This is a genomic window from Tolypothrix sp. FACHB-123, from assembly GCF_014697075.1.
In the GTDB taxonomy this organism is placed as follows: domain Bacteria; phylum Cyanobacteriota; class Cyanobacteriia; order Cyanobacteriales; family Nostocaceae; genus Aulosira.
Window position 1 is genome coordinate 1 of the sequence record NZ_JACJRE010000004.1, and the last position, 15,614, is coordinate 15,614.

At 39.2% G+C, this 15,614-nt stretch carries 16 protein-coding genes; 6 read left to right on the top strand and 10 right to left on the bottom strand.

Annotation, left to right across the window (positions count from 1 at the left end):
- Window positions 1–111 precede the first annotated feature (111 nt).
- Both H6G41_RS03805 and H6G41_RS03810 read left to right on the top strand, forming a co-directional pair.
- Complete coding sequence (locus H6G41_RS03805) at window positions 112–741, top strand: TniB family NTP-binding protein (RefSeq protein WP_190743767.1); 630 nt, start codon at window positions 112–114, stop codon at window positions 739–741.
- Entirely contained in the window at window positions 741–1,250 is a 510-nt protein-coding gene (locus H6G41_RS03810; protein ID WP_190743768.1) for a helix-turn-helix transcriptional regulator, read from the top strand. Before H6G41_RS03805 ends, H6G41_RS03810 begins: the two co-directional genes overlap by 1 nt.
- 141 nt (window positions 1,251–1,391) lie before the next feature.
- Here H6G41_RS03810 and H6G41_RS03815 read toward each other — a convergent pair whose 3' ends face one another.
- The 3 genes from H6G41_RS03815 to H6G41_RS03825 all read right to left on the bottom strand — a co-directional run bounded on the left by H6G41_RS03815 (window position 1,392) and on the right by H6G41_RS03825 (window position 2,632).
- Window positions 1,392–1,589, bottom strand: a complete 198-nt coding sequence (locus H6G41_RS03815) for a hypothetical protein (RefSeq protein WP_190743769.1) — start codon at window positions 1,587–1,589, stop codon at window positions 1,392–1,394.
- Between the two features lie 225 nt (window positions 1,590–1,814).
- A complete protein-coding gene (locus tag H6G41_RS03820; RefSeq protein WP_190743770.1) occupies window positions 1,815–2,120 on the bottom strand; it encodes a helix-turn-helix domain-containing protein in 306 nt (101 codons plus the stop codon).
- Entirely contained in the window at window positions 2,117–2,632 is a 516-nt protein-coding gene (locus H6G41_RS03825; RefSeq protein WP_190743771.1) for a hypothetical protein, read from the bottom strand. Before H6G41_RS03825 ends, H6G41_RS03820 begins: the two co-directional genes overlap by 4 nt.
- 171 nt (window positions 2,633–2,803) lie before the next feature.
- On the opposite strand from H6G41_RS03825, the gene H6G41_RS03830 reads away from it, so the two are divergent.
- From H6G41_RS03830 to H6G41_RS03840, 3 genes are all read left to right on the top strand, one after another.
- Window positions 2,804–2,980, top strand: a complete 177-nt coding sequence (locus H6G41_RS03830; protein WP_190743773.1) for a ribbon-helix-helix protein, CopG family — start codon at window positions 2,804–2,806, stop codon at window positions 2,978–2,980.
- A 334-nt stretch (window positions 2,981–3,314) separates the two neighbouring features.
- Window positions 3,315–3,674, top strand: a complete 360-nt coding sequence (locus H6G41_RS03835; protein WP_190743775.1) for a DUF6978 family protein — start codon at window positions 3,315–3,317, stop codon at window positions 3,672–3,674.
- Between the two features lie 126 nt (window positions 3,675–3,800).
- Window positions 3,801–4,583, top strand: a complete 783-nt coding sequence (locus H6G41_RS03840) for a DUF1828 domain-containing protein (protein ID WP_190743777.1) — start codon at window positions 3,801–3,803, stop codon at window positions 4,581–4,583.
- A 455-nt stretch (window positions 4,584–5,038) separates the two neighbouring features.
- On the opposite strand, the gene H6G41_RS03845 is transcribed toward H6G41_RS03840, so the two are convergent.
- From H6G41_RS03845 to H6G41_RS03870, 7 genes are all read right to left on the bottom strand, one after another.
- Window positions 5,039–5,371 (bottom strand): M48 family metallopeptidase, encoded by a 333-nt coding sequence (locus H6G41_RS03845; protein WP_190743779.1) that lies wholly within the window; start codon window positions 5,369–5,371, stop codon window positions 5,039–5,041.
- On the bottom strand, window positions 5,361–8,291 hold the full coding sequence (locus H6G41_RS03850) for a type I restriction endonuclease subunit R (RefSeq protein ID WP_190743781.1): 2,931 nt from the start codon (window positions 8,289–8,291) through the stop codon (window positions 5,361–5,363). The genes H6G41_RS03845 and H6G41_RS03850 overlap by 11 nt, the downstream gene beginning before the upstream one ends.
- Window positions 8,292–8,311: 20 nt before the next feature.
- The gene (locus H6G41_RS34940) at window positions 8,312–9,355 is read right to left on the bottom strand and encodes a Fic family protein (protein WP_308795972.1); all 1,044 of its coding nucleotides are present in this window, start codon (window positions 9,353–9,355) and stop codon (window positions 8,312–8,314) included.
- A 104-nt stretch (window positions 9,356–9,459) separates the two neighbouring features.
- Window positions 9,460–9,981: a helix-turn-helix domain-containing protein gene (locus H6G41_RS34945; protein ID WP_242037797.1), complete on the bottom strand. Its 522-nt coding sequence runs from the start codon at window positions 9,979–9,981 to the stop codon at window positions 9,460–9,462.
- 2 nt (window positions 9,982–9,983) lie between these two features.
- Entirely contained in the window at window positions 9,984–11,306 is a 1,323-nt protein-coding gene (locus H6G41_RS03860; RefSeq protein ID WP_190743783.1) for a restriction endonuclease subunit S, read from the bottom strand.
- 53 nt (window positions 11,307–11,359) lie between these two features.
- Window positions 11,360–12,910: a class I SAM-dependent DNA methyltransferase gene (locus H6G41_RS03865; protein WP_190743785.1), complete on the bottom strand. Its 1,551-nt coding sequence runs from the start codon at window positions 12,908–12,910 to the stop codon at window positions 11,360–11,362.
- 19 nt (window positions 12,911–12,929) lie between these two features.
- Entirely contained in the window at window positions 12,930–13,358 is a 429-nt protein-coding gene (locus H6G41_RS03870; RefSeq protein WP_190743787.1) for a MerR family transcriptional regulator, read from the bottom strand.
- A gap of 69 nt (window positions 13,359–13,427) precedes the next feature.
- Here H6G41_RS03870 and cas12k point away from each other — a divergent pair, with 69 nt between their 5' ends.
- Complete coding sequence (gene cas12k, locus H6G41_RS03875) at window positions 13,428–15,341, top strand: type V CRISPR-associated protein Cas12k (protein WP_190743789.1); 1,914 nt, start codon at window positions 13,428–13,430, stop codon at window positions 15,339–15,341.
- Window positions 15,342–15,614 lie beyond the last annotated feature (273 nt).

Below are 15,614 nucleotides of genomic sequence, written 5' to 3' on the forward strand. Positions count from 1 at the left end.
TTTTATTTGTTTTATTTATCATTGCCGGAATTTTTACAATTATCAATGTCATTTTGAAATCTCTCTTAGTTTTTATTAGGAAATAAGATGCGTTTCCCCTAAGGTAAAACAATGGGTTGTGATGCCTACAGACTCCGGCATAAACCTCAACAAGAACCAGGAAAACCCCCTACTGTGCCTGTTGCTTATATCCAAATACCTCAAGAGTGTAGTGCTAAGGAGTTATTTGCAGCAATTATTGAGCATTTGAAATATCAAATGACAAAAGGAACAGTAGCAGAGATTAGAGAGAGAACGCTGCGGGTTCTTAAAGGATGTGGAGTGGAAATGCTGATTATTGATGAAGCCGATCGCTTTAAACCCAAGACTTTTGCTGAAGTGCGGGATATTTTTGACAAGTTGGAAATAGCAGTGATTTTGGTGGGTACTGACAGATTAGACGCTGTAATCAAGCGAGATGAGCAAGTTTATAACCGTTTTCGTTCCTGTCATCGGTTTGGTAAGTTTTCTGGGGAAGATTTTCAGCGAACTGTGGAGATTTGGGAAAAACAAGTTTTAAAACTGCCAGTTGCTTCTAATCTTTCCAGTAAGACAATGCTGAAGACTTTGGGTGAGGCAACAGGAGGTTACATTGGGTTGCTGGATATGATTCTGAGGGAGTCAGCAATCCGGGCATTAAAGAAAGGATTACCAAAGATTGATTTGGAAACCTTGAAGGAAGTAGCAGCAGAGTATAAATAATGGAAGTCCCAGAGATTCAATCTTGGCTGTTTCAAGTAGAACCTTTAGTGGGAGAAAGTTTGAGTCACTTTTTGGGACGCTTTCGGCGGGCAAACGATTTAACTCCTACTGGATTAGGGAAAGCAGCAGGTTTTGGGGGTGCGATCGCACGGTGGGAGAAATTTCGGTTTAATCCCCCTCCTTCTCGCCAGCATTTAGAAGCATTGGCTAAGGTTGTGGGGGTTGATGTCGATAGGTTAGCGCAGATGTTACCACCTGCTGGGGTAGGGATGAAGCTTGAGCCGATTCGGTTATGTGCTGCTTGTTATGTTGAGTCACCTTGTCACAAAATTGAGTGGCAGTTGAAGGTGACACAAAGATGCACGAGTCACAATTTAACCTTGTTGTCAGAATGCCCAAACTGTGGGGCAAGATTTAAGGTTCCAGCAGTATGGGTAGATGGTTGGTGTCATCGTTGTTTTCTAACTTTTGCCGATATGGTCAAGCATCAAAAGTCTATTGATTACTAAGTTTGTGCAATATAGTATTCAAATTTTAGCCACTAATAATCCCCCCTGCTTTACTGGAAAAAGGTAACATGGGGGGATATTTTATGTTTCAACAAATAAGAGAATTCGCTACAACTTAAATTGGCTCCCAAAATGACCGAATCATGGAGTAATTTGTTCTGGTTGCTCGACGGTCGGATTGAACATAATTGAGAAAGTTGCATTTGGTATCAGTCGGTGTAGAGCTTGGGAATGAGCTTCCGCATCACTGCGGCGGCGAAAACGAGCAACTATCTGGTGTTGCATACTAGGAAAATGGCGGACTATACACCAAGGATTTAGCTTTTCAATGTAGGTCACAAAAACCTCCCGATCATACCTATGATTTAGCTATTGAATTGCAGTGGAATAATAGACAAAAGTTGCTTGAACATTGCCAACACTAAAGCCACCCTAATGTGAGAGTGGCTGGTAAAAAAATGTCATCCTGACATTGCAATTGGTTGACAGTTCGACTTCCCTGCGGGACGCTACGCGAACGCGGCAATCAAGCGTAGTCGAGATTCACCATCAACTTTTCGATTCCTACTTATGCTTTGTGAAAGAACAGAGTATCTTCAGAAATTCTTCGGGGATTTCCTCAAAGTTTTCTAGCAGGAAGTCCATTAGGGCAAGATGGCGTAAATCACTGGGCATCGGTCTGCGGTAATTGCGACCTTTGGAAAACCAACGCCGGACGGTTGAAATTGAACGAGAGCAAATCCGAGCCATAGCTTCATGATTGACATCCCATTTGGCATAAAAATTCTTGGGTGTCATTCCTAGTTGACAATGGCTGTATAGATCAATCAAATTTTGCTCTCGTACCTGTAAAGGACGCGGATTAGTCATAGCGGCGACCCTTCCAGTGGTTCTAAATCTTTTTCCCAGGCAATATCGGCATATGTCCAAGCAGCACTGGGGCTATCTTTGCTCAACCAAATCAGGTAGCACCAAGTCCAGCAGCAAAGATGGGGAGCAAAGCTATAAAATCTGCCGATCGCAATTCCCCAATCCGTGTCAGAACCAACCCAACGCAATTTGTCGCCGTACAAAAAGCGGGGTGTCTTTGCTGTATTGGGAAAGTCTTCAGGTAAATCAACCGAACTCGGAGTAAATTTATGAGTAATTAATGTTGGAAGTGAATTTTTTTGGCTTTGAGCGATCGCACTGGAATAATTAGCAATCAGTTCAGCATCAATGCTCTGGGTTAATTGGGAAATTAACAACGCTGCTAAACTTTCTTGTTCTTGCTGTTCACAATAATCGCTGAGTTTCGCCAATAGTTCAGCAATACCAAAGTCATCTAAAGCTTGTAGATAACCTCTGTATTCATCTGTTTTATGGCAAACAGGTCTTAACATGGAATATGTCTCCTGTGAAAGGGAGCCAGAAGCCAGCGTCATCCCTGAGAAAGTTGTGCGCTGGCTTTTGACTTATCAGTAATCATACATAAAATATATGTATTCCTATTTAAATTAATTTGTTTTTAGTGATTTAATATAAAAATACATAGAAAAGCTGATGATAGTCACATGGGAAAAGTAACGTTGAGTATTTACATGGAAGAAGAAGACAAAGAAGCTCTGCAACAACTGGCGGATGCAGAGGAGCGTTCTTTGTCGCAAATGGCAGTGTTAATTCTGAGACGAGCGATTAAACAAGCACAGGCTGATGGAACGATTTCGTCAAATCAAGGAAAAGGGAAGTGAGGCGATCGCACGTTAGGAAAAATTCCGGTTTAATCTCCTAACGTTTCGCCTGCAATTTGAGGCAATTGGTTTATGTGCTACTTGTTAAGCTTAGTCGGCATGTCACAATATTGAGTGGTAGTTTGTAGTATTTTATGGTGGTGGAGTTTCATAGCAAACATAGATTAAGATTATGAGCAGAATGCCCAAATTGTGAGCCAAATTTCAAATACCTGCTTTTTGGGTTAATAGGTGGTGTCAGAGGTGTTTTCTGGAATTTACCACAATGGCTAAACATCAAAAGTCAGCTTATTAAACAGCTTTTTGTTTATACAATTTTAACTTTGAGCAACAAGTGGTTAAATATTCAGATGCAGAAATTGATGATTTAATTAACGAACCTAAACCTTTATTGTCGAATTGGAAATCCAAAATTAAACTTCAAGAAGGACGTGGCTCTAAACAACGTAGTTTTGAAATTGAAGGTAAAAATGGAAATAAATTTTTATTAATTTTACGCCAAAGCAATTTTAATCAGCTAGATTTTTCAATTATTCTTGGTGTTTATTTATCTAGTTCTAACAAGGTTTTCCATTTAAAAAGATATGATGGAAAAAGCCACGAACATACTAACCCAATTGAAAAAAACCGATTTTACGATTTTCATATTCATACTGCTACAGAACGTTATCAAAATTATGGAAATGGAGAATAAGATAAATATGCACAACCAACTGATAGATTTACTAATTATGGTGAAGCATTATATTGTATGATAGAAGATTGCGCTTTTATTTTACCTGATGATCCTCAGCTAGAGCTTTTCAGCTAAGTGGATATTATGATTACAGACGCGATCACACAGGAATTTAAAAGAAAGGTTTGTGAAGAAATTCGCCTTTTAGAAGAAGGTAAGGATAGGTTTCGTGTATTTACACCCTTTCGTTTTGATGATGGTGATCACCTAGCTATTGTTTTAAAAAAAGAAAAAGAAAATTGGTTGCTTTCAGATGAGGGTCATACTTATCTACATTTAAGTTATAGAATCAATCCCATTGATTTAGCAACTGGAACACGTAGAGAACTTATTGAATATGCACTACAGGAGTTTCAAGTAGAAGATAGATATGGTGAGTTGATTATTAGAATAAATGAAAATGAATATGGAAATGCTTTATTTAGTTTTGCTCAGGCTTTGTTAAAAATATCTGATATTAATTATCTTTCTAGAGAAAGAGTTAAATATACTTTTTATGAAGATTTTAGATCTTTGATTGAAAAAAATGTCCCTAAAAATAGATATACATTTGAATGGCACGATCCTCAACATGATCCAGATGGAGTTTATGAAGTTGATTGTTATATTAACCATTTAAAAACACCTTTATATATTTATGCTCTTCCTAATGATAATAAAGTTAAGGATGCCACTATTTCTTTATTTCAATTTGAAAAATGGCAAAATAATTTTTATCCCGTAGCTATTTTTCAAGATGAAAGCGCAATCAGCAAGAAAGTTTTAAAAAAATTTTCTAAAGTTTGTGAAAAGCAGTTTCCAAACTTTAAAAATAATCAAGAAGAAATTATTGTTTATTTAAAACAAGTTCTTTCTATTGCAGAATAATTAACCGTCTTTTATCACTTTCGGGGGAGAATAATTTGGAATGCTTACAGCAAAAGACTTTTAGGAAAAAACTATGATTTCAGCAGTTGTGTTAGAAAAATAAACGCTCAAATGCGATTTCTATCCACAGTTCAAAATTTGGCTTTTATTTTTATTTTCTCAGAGTGGAAAAACAGGTTAAATTTAGTGTTTTATAGTTACCGTCTTGAATAAGATATGAATTTCTCACACACAATATCCTGTTATTAACCTGAGTTCAGGATAAGCTGAAAACCTGATTAAGCCGTAGCTTGATTCTATAATTTGTCAAAGAGGTTGCCTTGTTTCAGGCATTTAAGCTTGAATAAACCTCCTTAACCTGAACTGAGGTTGTTATTAACTTATTGAAGTGCAAATCGCCCTGTATAAAAATAAGTAATATAAATATGTGCAGTTTGTTTATATTGATGTTTTGATTATTTGCAAGACTTATTTTGTTGCTTACTAGCAATTCTTTTTAATTCTTCTTCAGAGGATTCATAATCGCCTAAGTAAGCTTGCATCAAGCACTGCCAAAGCCTCCCATGATTGGGAACTTGAAGGTGCAATAACTCATGGACAATCGCGTAATCTTGAAGGTGAATTGGTAAATCTAACAGGGATGTATCAAAAGTCAAGCGTCCCGAAGATGAACAGGATGCCCACTTGTTGTGCATAGAGCGCAACATAATTGATTGGACTTGAACATCCAGCTTTTGTGCCCATTGCCAGACTCTTGCTTTGAAGGTTGCTTTGTCTTCAGATCTCATAGGCTTTACTCAGCAGCATAAATAGTTTATCAACAACTGCTGTTACTTGATCCAAATCATCGATTTCAGCAAAAATTGCGAAAGTAACTTCTTTCCGCAACTCTCTTAATTCTGCCTCACTGGTTCGCCAATTAGGATACTCGATAAAAGCTTGTTTAATTTGATTGCTCACGTCTTCAGGATTATTAATACCTGCTTCCTTTAAGCTTTGAAATACAAAAAACGTTAAACTATCAAACCCCCGTCTAGCCTGTTCTTTCTTGCGCTGCTCATTTTGGCTAATTTCTTGAACCAGTGTATCTAAAGCTTCTTGGGTATTGGTCTGGCGATTTTCAAAATTTTCTTGGATGATTTTGGCACGTTCTGCCATTGCAATGAGAAAAGGGTCATCGGGATTTTCTTCGGCAGTTTTTTCGATGCTTTTGATGAGGTTGATTACTTTGGTAGTTTCACCTCCTTGCTTATCTTTGATGATTTCAAGGGTTTGGGCATTAATTTCAACAAAATTTGTTACAGTTGCGATCGCAGTTGCGCCAATATGTTTTTGTACGAGTTCATCGGTCTTGCGCTGCAAGGCTTTATCGACGTAAACCCTTTTACTGTAGGCTTTGCGAATTACCTCATAAATAGAGGAAAGGGTGGCGTAATCGTCCATGTAGGGACGCAGAAAAGCATCAGGGGAGATAATTTCATAGAGCATTTCTAGCTCTTTATAGGCTTTAAAAAATGCTTTTCTGCGTTCTTGCTCTCGGAAATGCTCAATAATATCATCTACATCTTTATCGTTAAAATTGTTCTGAATCAAGCTCAAATAAGTTGGGGCTTGCTGCTCGATTTTGGTTTTGAATAAAGTTTTGAGCAGTTTCAAATCTTTGATAATGGCGTTAATTTCTTCACTGTCGAAGGCAAGGGCTTTTTCTAGTTTGTCAAAAATGCCTACAAAATCTAGCACAAAGCCATGCGGTTTCACCATTTCCTGAGATTCGCTTTCGTAGGGACGATTTACACGCGCGATCGCTTGTAATAAGGTATGATCGCGCATGGGTTTATCTAGATACATGGCATAAAGCAAGGGAGCATCAAATCCTGTCAGCAGTTTCTCGGTAACAATGAGGATTTTGGGGTACTCCCCAAACTTAGCGAAGTTTTTACGGATTTGTTTTTCTGTCTTGTCGTCGAGGTGGTAGGTTTTGAGTTCTTGAGTGTCGTTATTGTTTCCGGTATAGACAACTGCGGAGTATTCTGTAGGCAAATACTTATCTAAGGCTTGTTTATATTTAGCGCAAGCGGGACGGTCAACGGCGACTAAAAATGCTTTATAACCAAGTGGTTCTATGTTTTGAGTGTAATGCTTGGCGACAGATTTCGCTACCTGATCTACTCTTTGATCACCTTTTAGGAAATTTTTTAAATTGACGGCACGATCTAGAATTTTATTTAATTCAGCAATATCGCTAATACCTTCAGTTTCTGCCAAGTTAAGAAATTCTTCTTCCATGAGTTTCCTTGGCACAATCATCTTGTTGGAAGCAATATTGTAGTAAAGGGGTAGTGTGGTTCCGTCTTCAATACTTTCAGCAATTGAATATTTATGCAGATACCCCTGTTTATCATCTGTACCGAAGGTTTTAAATGTGCCTTTACCGTAGCTAGTTTTATCTACAGGTGTGCCAGTAAAGCCGATAAATGTGGCATTAGGTAATCCTGCCATCAGGAATGTTCCTAAATCACCTCCGGTGGTGCGGTGCGCTTCGTCAATCAGAATATAAATATTTTTTCTCAAATTAATGTTGGCAGGCATATCGCGAAATTTGTGGATCATGGTGACGATAATGCCCCGATAATCATCTTTTAATAGTTGATTAAGGGTAGTAATGCGATCGGCGTGTTGAACATTATTCAGCCCCAAGTTAATGAGGTTTCTGAGCATCTGATCTTCCAGTTCGTTGCGGTCAATCATTAGCAGAACTGTTGGCTTATCGCTCTCTGGAGCTTTAAAGAGCATTTCCGCCGTTTTAATCATAGTGAAGGTTTTACCACTGCCTTGGGTATGCCAGACAAGTCCTTTAGTGCGTTCAGGATCGTGACAGCGTTCAATGACATTTTCAATGGCGGTAGTTTGATGTTGACGCAGAATAAATTTTTGCAGAGTTTCTTCTTTTTCTGCAAAGAGAATATAATTTTGCAGGAGTTGGAGAATATCGTCAGGTTGACAAAAGCTCTTAATTTTTTCCTCTAGTTGACCGATTTGTTCTGCTTTCCAGTTAAAGATGTTGCGCCGTATCGTGTTCCATGTCACCCCATAAGAAAAGCCAATAGCTTCAGTGGCGGTAAAAATCATCTGGGGAACAAATAACTCTGGGGTTTCGGTATGGTAGCGGCGGATTTGGTCAATGCCTAAAGCTATGGCTTCATCTTTAGTGGCATTTTTGCATTCGATGACAAGAATAGGAATACCGTTGATCAAAAAAACCACATCTTCCCGTATGCCGTACTTGCCGTTATGAATGTAGTATTCTTCAGTGACTTCGTAGGTATTTGCGGTTAAGTTAGGATCGTCATATTCAATCAGTTTTAGGTCAAGTTCCCGATTTTCCGCAGCGTAGAAATATTTGCCTTGGTTGCGGAGATAGGTGAGAAAGTCTCGATTTCCGTATATGTCGGCAGGTAAGTTACTTAGTAAAGCGATAAGTACGCCTTCTCCATCGCTGTACTTGGGGTTAAATTGACGGACTTTTTGATAAAGGATATCGTTAAAATAGATAGAAGCTTGAGCAGCTTTTTCTTGAATGTTGCCGCTGTGGTTATTAAAGCCTCTTCTGGTTTCGGCTTCGTCACGAGATACAAATTTCCAGCCGATTTCTTGAGCGTAAGTGATAATACGGCTTTGAACAGTTTTGTGTTCCCCAGGTTTTGGCATAAGTAGGATAAAGGTATAATTTATTTTTGAGTACTGCGGTAAGTTTGATGAGGGTCATTAGGTTTTTCAGGAATTGTATATTCAAGCAAACCCTCATCAATTAAAGGTTTTAGATATTGATCTAATAAATATTTTCGCTGTCGTTTTAACATTGATTGTAATTCGCTGGATGAGCGAGGTTCTATCTTACACAACTCAAGAATTAAATTTTTGATTTCCTCTGGTTCGGTTCGTTTACCTATGTTCGCTAATCGTTCTTCTAGGGATTCTGTTTTGATCGGAGGAAATAATTCAAGAGTCAGCTGTTGAGGTGTAAATTTACTACTGTCCAGATTAGATTCTAGGGACTGTCCAGATAGGCTATCCGCCTCAAGTGTACTACTGTCCAGATTAGGGTTCGGGGACTGTCCAGATAAGCTATCCGCCTCAAGTGTACTACTGTCCAGATTAGGTTTTGGGAACTGTCCAGATAAGCTGTCCGGCTCAAGTGTACTACTGTCCAGATTAGGGTTCGGGGACTGTCCAGATAGGCTATGTGTTGTGTGACTGTCCAGATTAGACGTATCTACTTCTAATTGTTCTTGTGGTTGAAACTCAGGGTTCAGGGTATAGCAAGTGGCTGATCCTTTGCCCTGTTGTTCAAGCAGTCCTGCATCTCGTAAGCGTCTCAAGTGTTGACTGGCAGTGAGAGTATCAACATCATTGGTGACACGGTAAATTAAATTATTAATTATTCCCACTTGTTTTAAGACAACAAGTGCTTTGGCTTCATCATTACTTAATCCATAATTTTTGAATTGCGTTAGCCATTCAATATCTTCTCCATCAAGAAGATGATGGGTAAAAAGAGTCAGATGAAAATAATCTCTATCTCGATTGGAAACAAACAAAGGTAGGGTCAAGTTCGCTTCCAGCATTTTCTCCAACATAACCCTACCACCAGATCCTTTTGTTTCCGCAAGATTTACTTCATGGAGAACTGCGGCAATTTTTTCGTTACGAGTTTTTGACCCTGGTTGGTCAAATTCATCTGTGGGTTTGAGAGAATAACCAGGATTACGAATTTCTCAACGATCTGAGAAGCGAATAATCTGAACAGGACTCCGTTCCCGATAGTTACGGTGCATTACAGCGTTAACAATTGCTTCTCGGATAACTTTACGGGGAATTAGGGGTGTTTCTCTGCGGTGAATCCCGTTTTCTGCAAGACCAAATGCTTTGGGCAGATCATTAAGAACAATAGTTCAATATCTCTTTCAGTGCATTTTTGATCAGTTGAAGCAATGCGCCTAAATGCACCTTGGGGAAGTCCCCTTTTTGTAATATAGACAGGTTTTTCTGATGGTTGGACTTCGGGAATAAAAGCAACTATTACGATTTTTCCGTCTTTGGTGGCAGTTTCTATTTGGGGACGAATAGTGATGTTAAAGTTTTCTCGGCATTGGGTAGCTAAGTCACGTTGTATTTTGTCGGGATCTGCTATTCCTTCAATTTCATAATTGTTGGTATCACTTTCTTCTGATGATTTGATACCGAGTATAAGATAGCCCCCTCCTAGACTGGGTTCATTAGAAAATGCACTAATAGTCTCCCAGCAAGTTTTACCAACTTCTGAGCCTTTTTTTGCTTCTATTTCTACGCCTTCGTCTTCGGTAATGAGGAGTTCCCAGAGTTCATCAAAGTTTAGCATTTTTATTCATCTCTTCCCTGCATTTCGAGATTGAGAGCGGAAAGGTTTAGGTCATCCGCTCGGATTTGGGCGGTCATGAGTTGCTGGAGGAGAGTAAGGAAGAGATTCTTAAAAATTTTTACACGATCCTGATAAATAGCTATTTTCTGACTTAATTGGGTAGTTATGCTAACTAACTCGCTCTGAACACATAAGTCGGGTAATGGAAAGAGTAAATTTTTCACATCACCTTGATTAATACTTGCCTGTGCTACTGCTCTCTTAGCACTTCCAATAATTTGAACTTTGATACTACTGCTATTCAGTATGTAGAAAGCAAATTTAGGTAGAATCATTGATTCATTCACACGAAAGCGCATCATGTTAGATTCAAAGACCATCGGTTCTTGCAGTTCACCGATTAATGCAGTCTTTCCTAAATGAGATAAACTATTAACTCTATTTAGAACAATATCATTTTTTACTAATCCATACTTTTCCTTATCATTATTATCAGTATTCAATCGATTTGCTGCATTATCGACGATATCGCCATCGTTACTAAAGTCATCTATCCTAAGAACAAGAGTTCCTGAACCATACTCAGATTGGTGTTTATAAAGACCATTATTTGGACCAAAAGAAATCAAATCGCCCAATGGAACAATTTTCCAACTCTCAGGAATAAGACCTATTTTTGTCATCTTTTGTTGTTCACCACGAGTTCCCTCTGTAAATAGTTTATGCATGAGGGATTTTTTCAGTTCAGTGGAGAGAGTGATTAGCTTTTCTTGTTGTGTGATTGCATCCTGGACTATCGACAACACTACCGATATTTTTTGCTGTTCTTCCAAAGGGGGGAGGAGCGTAGGTAATGAATTTACAGCACTTTTATTAAACTTGGCATTAATAGCGTAGCTATGAGCTTTTATAAAGTATTTAGATTCACGCAACCAATATAAATAGTAATAAAGAAATTTGCCATTAATAATACTTTTATTAGGACGTATTCTAAGAATAAATGATGAATGTGTATATTCGCCATCTATATCAAAATATGCAGTCTTGCCTACATGCTCCTGACTTCCACTACGCCAATTAAAGAGGATATCGCCTTTTATCAATAAAGTTTTGCGATGGCTTGCTGTTTTGATTTCAAAATAACTCTGCTTCTCAAAAATTAGTTTCCCATCAAGAGAAATATTTTTGTTGGTAATTATCTTTGTGCCAATAGGTTCAGTATTATTAGCTACTGATGCTTGAATACCATATATAACCTCACCAGTAGTTTGCAACTCAACAATATTCCAATCTTCGGGAATATTTTTAACTGGGGAAAAATTCATCTAAATATTCCTTTTTAACATGGTATTTGCTATGCGAAAGCAAATGAAATAATCTACTTAAACCGCTCCAGAACATTTTTTAATGCCTCATTGGTCACCTCTGCTTCCTTCTCCAAAACATCCAACTCCTCCAAAATTTCGGCAATTGGTCGAAACTCATCCGTTTCCGCCACATGAATATAACGAGATGGCGAAATATTATAATCATTACGGGCAATGTCATCCTTAGAGACAATGCAACTAAACTTATCTTCCTCGCACCAACTTACAAAGGTGCTGGCAATGTGCTCAATTCCCTCATCAGGAATGTAGTTCTTCGGATCGCCCTTGGCAAATACTAAACTGGCATTGATCAAAAATAGCTTACCTTGCCGTTCTTTGGGTTTGGCATGATTCAAAAACAAGAGAATCCCTGGTGCAGAGGTGTTGTAAAACAGGTTTTCTGGTAAATAAATCACCCCTTCAATTAAATCCTGCTCCACAAACCAACGCCGTACATCCTTCTCTTTATTCTTATTGGCACTACCAGAACCCCGTGACACTGCACCTGTATCTAAAACGATCGCCGCCTTTCCTGTTTTATCTAAAGATGCCGAAATATGCTGTACCCAACCCCAATCAGCCGATGAACCTGGATAACCTGCTCCCTTGGGGAATCGTCCCAATTCATCCCCGTCATAATCCTTTTCTGCAAACCATTTTTGATTCCACATGGGATTAGCTACAACTCGGTCAAACTGAGCTAATTTCCCCGCTTGCATGAATTTGGGATGGCGAAATGTATCCCCGATTTCGATTTTCCCCTCCATATCGTGAATAATCATGTTCATGTTTGCCATTGCCCAAGTATTCCCTGTGTATTCTTGCCCATACAATTGCAACGGCGCAAATTTTGCTGTTGAACCTTGGGATTCTTGCAATACCAACTGACACTTAATCAATAAACCCGCCGATCCACAACAGGGGTCATAAATCGTCATCCCAGGTTCTGGCTGCATAATCTTCGCCATGATTAGCCCTACTTCCTTTGGAGTATAAAATTCCCCTGCTGACTGTCCCGAACCCTCAGCAAACTTACGAATCAAATACTCATAACTGCGCCCAATGATATCCGGCTCTACATCCTTTAACCCCAGACGCTTTTCCGAAATTTTTTCAATCAGGTTCGAGAGGCGATCATCATCAAGGTCACGCTGTCCATGAGTTGTTGCATTAAAATCAATGCGATTAATAATCCCATTCAATAAAGGATTAGCTTTAGCAATTTCTCGTAAATAGTCTGTTAAAGTCTCCCCAATCTTGTCTGAAAGCTTGCGAATTACTGACCAAACCGGATCATCAGGATTCTGTGGTTGTAGTGGCAAATAAAACCGCACTAAATTATGATCCATTGCCACCAACTTAAACGCCTTGGCACGAGAGCCTACTTTCTCAGCAATCCGATTTAACTCATCATCGAACACATCACACAGTCGTTTAGTAAAAATCAACGGCAGAATAAAATCCTTATACTTAGCTGCTTCCTGCGCTCCGCGAATACTACAAGCTGCATCCCATATCCAGTTTTCCAGGGACTTATCCCCATTACCATTACGTTCAACCATCTATATTCTCGTAGCTCCTTTAAGCTTTTAATTTTTGCTGTAGTTGCTGATAAATCTCATCCAACCACACTGGAAACACAGGCTTACCTTTATCTAAGGATGCGATCGCCTTTGTTCTGTCATACTCCTTAAGCTCAAGCGATCGCTCCTGTGCTTCTGGCAATAACATAAAACGTCTACCTGTACCTGAACTAAACAACTCTGGTTCTTCGTCTTTTAGCGTTTTCAAGGTTTCGCAAGCAATATCAAAACTCAAACCTACAGACAGCCAATATACCATAGCTGCCAATTCTACTAAATTAGTTTTTGAGTAATAAATACTACGCCCTGTACCCGTATCACTAATGACAGGAACAACTACTCCTTTTTCCCGCCAATACTGGAGTTGACGGAGCGTGCAACCTGTGATTTTAGATGCTTCCTTACTTGTAAAAAATGTCTCCTGCATAGATTCCCATTTTACAGAAGACTTGTGTAATACAAATATGTTAGTATTGAACAAAATTGTTTTAAAATTATGAGCCAAATCACTATTCAGTGTCGTCTTGTAGCTTCTGAGCCAACACGTCATCAACTATGGAAGTTGATGGCTCAGTTAAATACGCCACTGATTAATGAATTATTGGTTCAAGTAGCTCAACATCCTGAGTTTGAAACTTGGCGACAAAAGGGCAAACACCCAAAGGGTATTGTCAAAGAACTATGTCAGCCTTTGAAAACTGACCCTCGGTTCATCGGTCAACCAGGGCGATTTTACACAAGTGCGATCGCCACAGTAAATTACATCTACAAATCTTGGTTTGCATTGATGAAGCGATCGCAGTTCCAACTAGAAGGCAAAATTCGCTGGTGGGAAATGCTCAAAAGTGATGCCGAATTAGTAGAAGTTAGTGGACTTACTTTAGAAAGTCTTCGTACTAAAGCTACTGAAATACTGGTTCAATTTGCCCCCCAACCAGATAAAGTTGAGGTACAACGAGCGAAAGGAAAGAAACGTAAGAAAACCAAAAAATCAAAAGCCTCAGATAGCGATCGCAGTATCTCTAAAACTTTGTTTGAGAATTACTGGGATACAGAAGACATCGTGACTCGTTGTGCAATTAGCTATTTGCTCAAAAATGGTTGCAAAATCAATTATAAAGACGAAGACGCTGAGAAATTTGCTAACCGCCGCCGTAAACTTGAGATTCAAATTAAACGTCTGAGAGAACAATTAGAGGCACGAATTCCTAAAGGTCGAGATTTGACTAATAGCAAATGGTTAGAAACTCTTGTGCTTGCCACTGATAACGTTCCTGAAAGTGAAGAAGAGGCGAAATCTTGGCAAGACAGCCTTTTAAAAAAATCTAGCAAAGTACCTTTTCCAGTCGCTTATGAAACCAACGAAGACATAACTTGGTTGAAAAACCAGCATGGACGTATATGTGTGAAATTCAATGGTTTGGGTAAGCGTACTTTTCAAGTCTACTGTGATTCTCGCTATCTCCACTGGTTTCAACGCTTTTTAGAAGACCAGCAAATCAAACGGAACAGCAAAGACCAACACTCTAGCAGCCTATTCACTCTCCGTAGTGGACGTATTGCTTGGCAAGAAGGGGAAGGTAAAGGTGATCCTTGGAAAGTTAACCACTTAATCCTTTACTGTTCTGTAGATACTCGCTTGTGGACGGCTGAAGGAACAAACCTTGTTAGAGAAGAGAAAGCAGAAGAAATTGCTAAAACTATCACCAAGACAAAAGCCAAAGGTAAACTCAACGATCAACAACTTGCTCATATAAAACGGAAAAACTCCTCTCTAACCAGAATTAATAACTCCTTTCCCCGCCCTAGCAAGCCCCTATATCAAGGTCAATCTCATATTCTTGTTGCAGTTAGCCTTGGTTTAGAGAAACCTGCAACAGTAGCAGTAGTTGATGGCTCTACAAGTAAAGTCATTACCTACCGCAGTATTAAACAGCTACTGGGCGATAATTTCAAATTACTAAACCAACAGAGACAACAGAAACATTCATTATCCCACCAACGCCAAATAGCTCAAACGCTTGCTGCACCAAATCAAATAGGAGAATCAGAATTAGGGCAGTATGTAGACAGATTACTAGCTAAAGAGATTGTGGCGATCACCCAAACATATAAAGCTGGCAGTATCGTCCTTCCTAAATTGGGCGATATGCGAGAACAGGTGCAAAGTGAGATTCAAGCCAAAGCTGAACAGAAATCAGACTTAATAGAAGTTCAACAAAAATATGCCAAACAGTACCGAGTTAGCGTCCATCAGTGGAGCTATAGTCGATTAATGGCAAATATCCAAAGTCAGGCGGCTAAAGCTGGAATTGTCATAGAGGAGTCAAAACAGCCGATTAGAGGTAGTCCGCAAGAGAAGGCGAAAGAATTAGCGATCGCAGCTTACCATTCCCGCCAAAAAACCTGATTGACAAAACACTGAACCTTGAAAATAGAATAAGTATTAATAAATAGCGCCGCAGTTCATGCTTGTATAAAGCCGCTGTACTGTGTAAATGCGGGTTAGTTTGACTGCTGCCAAACAGTCTTGCTTTCTGACCCTGGTAGCTGCCCACCTTGATGCTGCTATCCTTTACGGATAGGATAAGGTGCGCCCCCAGTAATAGAGGTGCGGGTTTACCGCAGTGGTGGCTACTGAATCACCTCCGATCAAGGAGGAACCCACCTTAATTATTTTTTT

Excerpts from the sequence above, each read along its gene's own strand:
- H6G41_RS03810 (WP_190743768.1), top strand. The coding sequence starts at position 741 with ATGGAAGTCCCAGAGATTCAATCTTGGCTGTTTCAAGTAGAACCTTTA.
- H6G41_RS03850 (WP_190743781.1), bottom strand. The coding sequence starts at position 8,291 with ATGCCAAAACCTGGGGAACACAAAACTGTTCAAAGCCGTATTATCACT.
- H6G41_RS03865 (WP_190743785.1), bottom strand. The coding sequence starts at position 12,910 with ATGGTTGAACGTAATGGTAATGGGGATAAGTCCCTGGAAAACTGGATA.
- cas12k (WP_190743789.1), top strand. The coding sequence starts at position 13,428 with ATGAGCCAAATCACTATTCAGTGTCGTCTTGTAGCTTCTGAGCCAACA.
- H6G41_RS03845 (WP_190743779.1), bottom strand. The coding sequence starts at position 5,371 with ATGAGATCTGAAGACAAAGCAACCTTCAAAGCAAGAGTCTGGCAATGG.
- H6G41_RS03805 (WP_190743767.1), top strand. The coding sequence starts at position 112 with ATGGGTTGTGATGCCTACAGACTCCGGCATAAACCTCAACAAGAACCA.
- H6G41_RS03830 (WP_190743773.1), top strand. The coding sequence starts at position 2,804 with ATGGGAAAAGTAACGTTGAGTATTTACATGGAAGAAGAAGACAAAGAA.
- H6G41_RS03870 (WP_190743787.1), bottom strand. The coding sequence starts at position 13,358 with ATGCAGGAGACATTTTTTACAAGTAAGGAAGCATCTAAAATCACAGGT.
- H6G41_RS03825 (WP_190743771.1), bottom strand. The coding sequence starts at position 2,632 with ATGTTAAGACCTGTTTGCCATAAAACAGATGAATACAGAGGTTATCTA.
- H6G41_RS03840 (WP_190743777.1), top strand. The coding sequence starts at position 3,801 with ATGATTACAGACGCGATCACACAGGAATTTAAAAGAAAGGTTTGTGAA.
- H6G41_RS03820 (WP_190743770.1), bottom strand. The coding sequence starts at position 2,120 with ATGACTAATCCGCGTCCTTTACAGGTACGAGAGCAAAATTTGATTGAT.
- H6G41_RS03860 (WP_190743783.1), bottom strand. The coding sequence starts at position 11,306 with ATGAATTTTTCCCCAGTTAAAAATATTCCCGAAGATTGGAATATTGTT.
- H6G41_RS34945 (WP_242037797.1), bottom strand. The coding sequence starts at position 9,981 with ATGCTAAACTTTGATGAACTCTGGGAACTCCTCATTACCGAAGACGAA.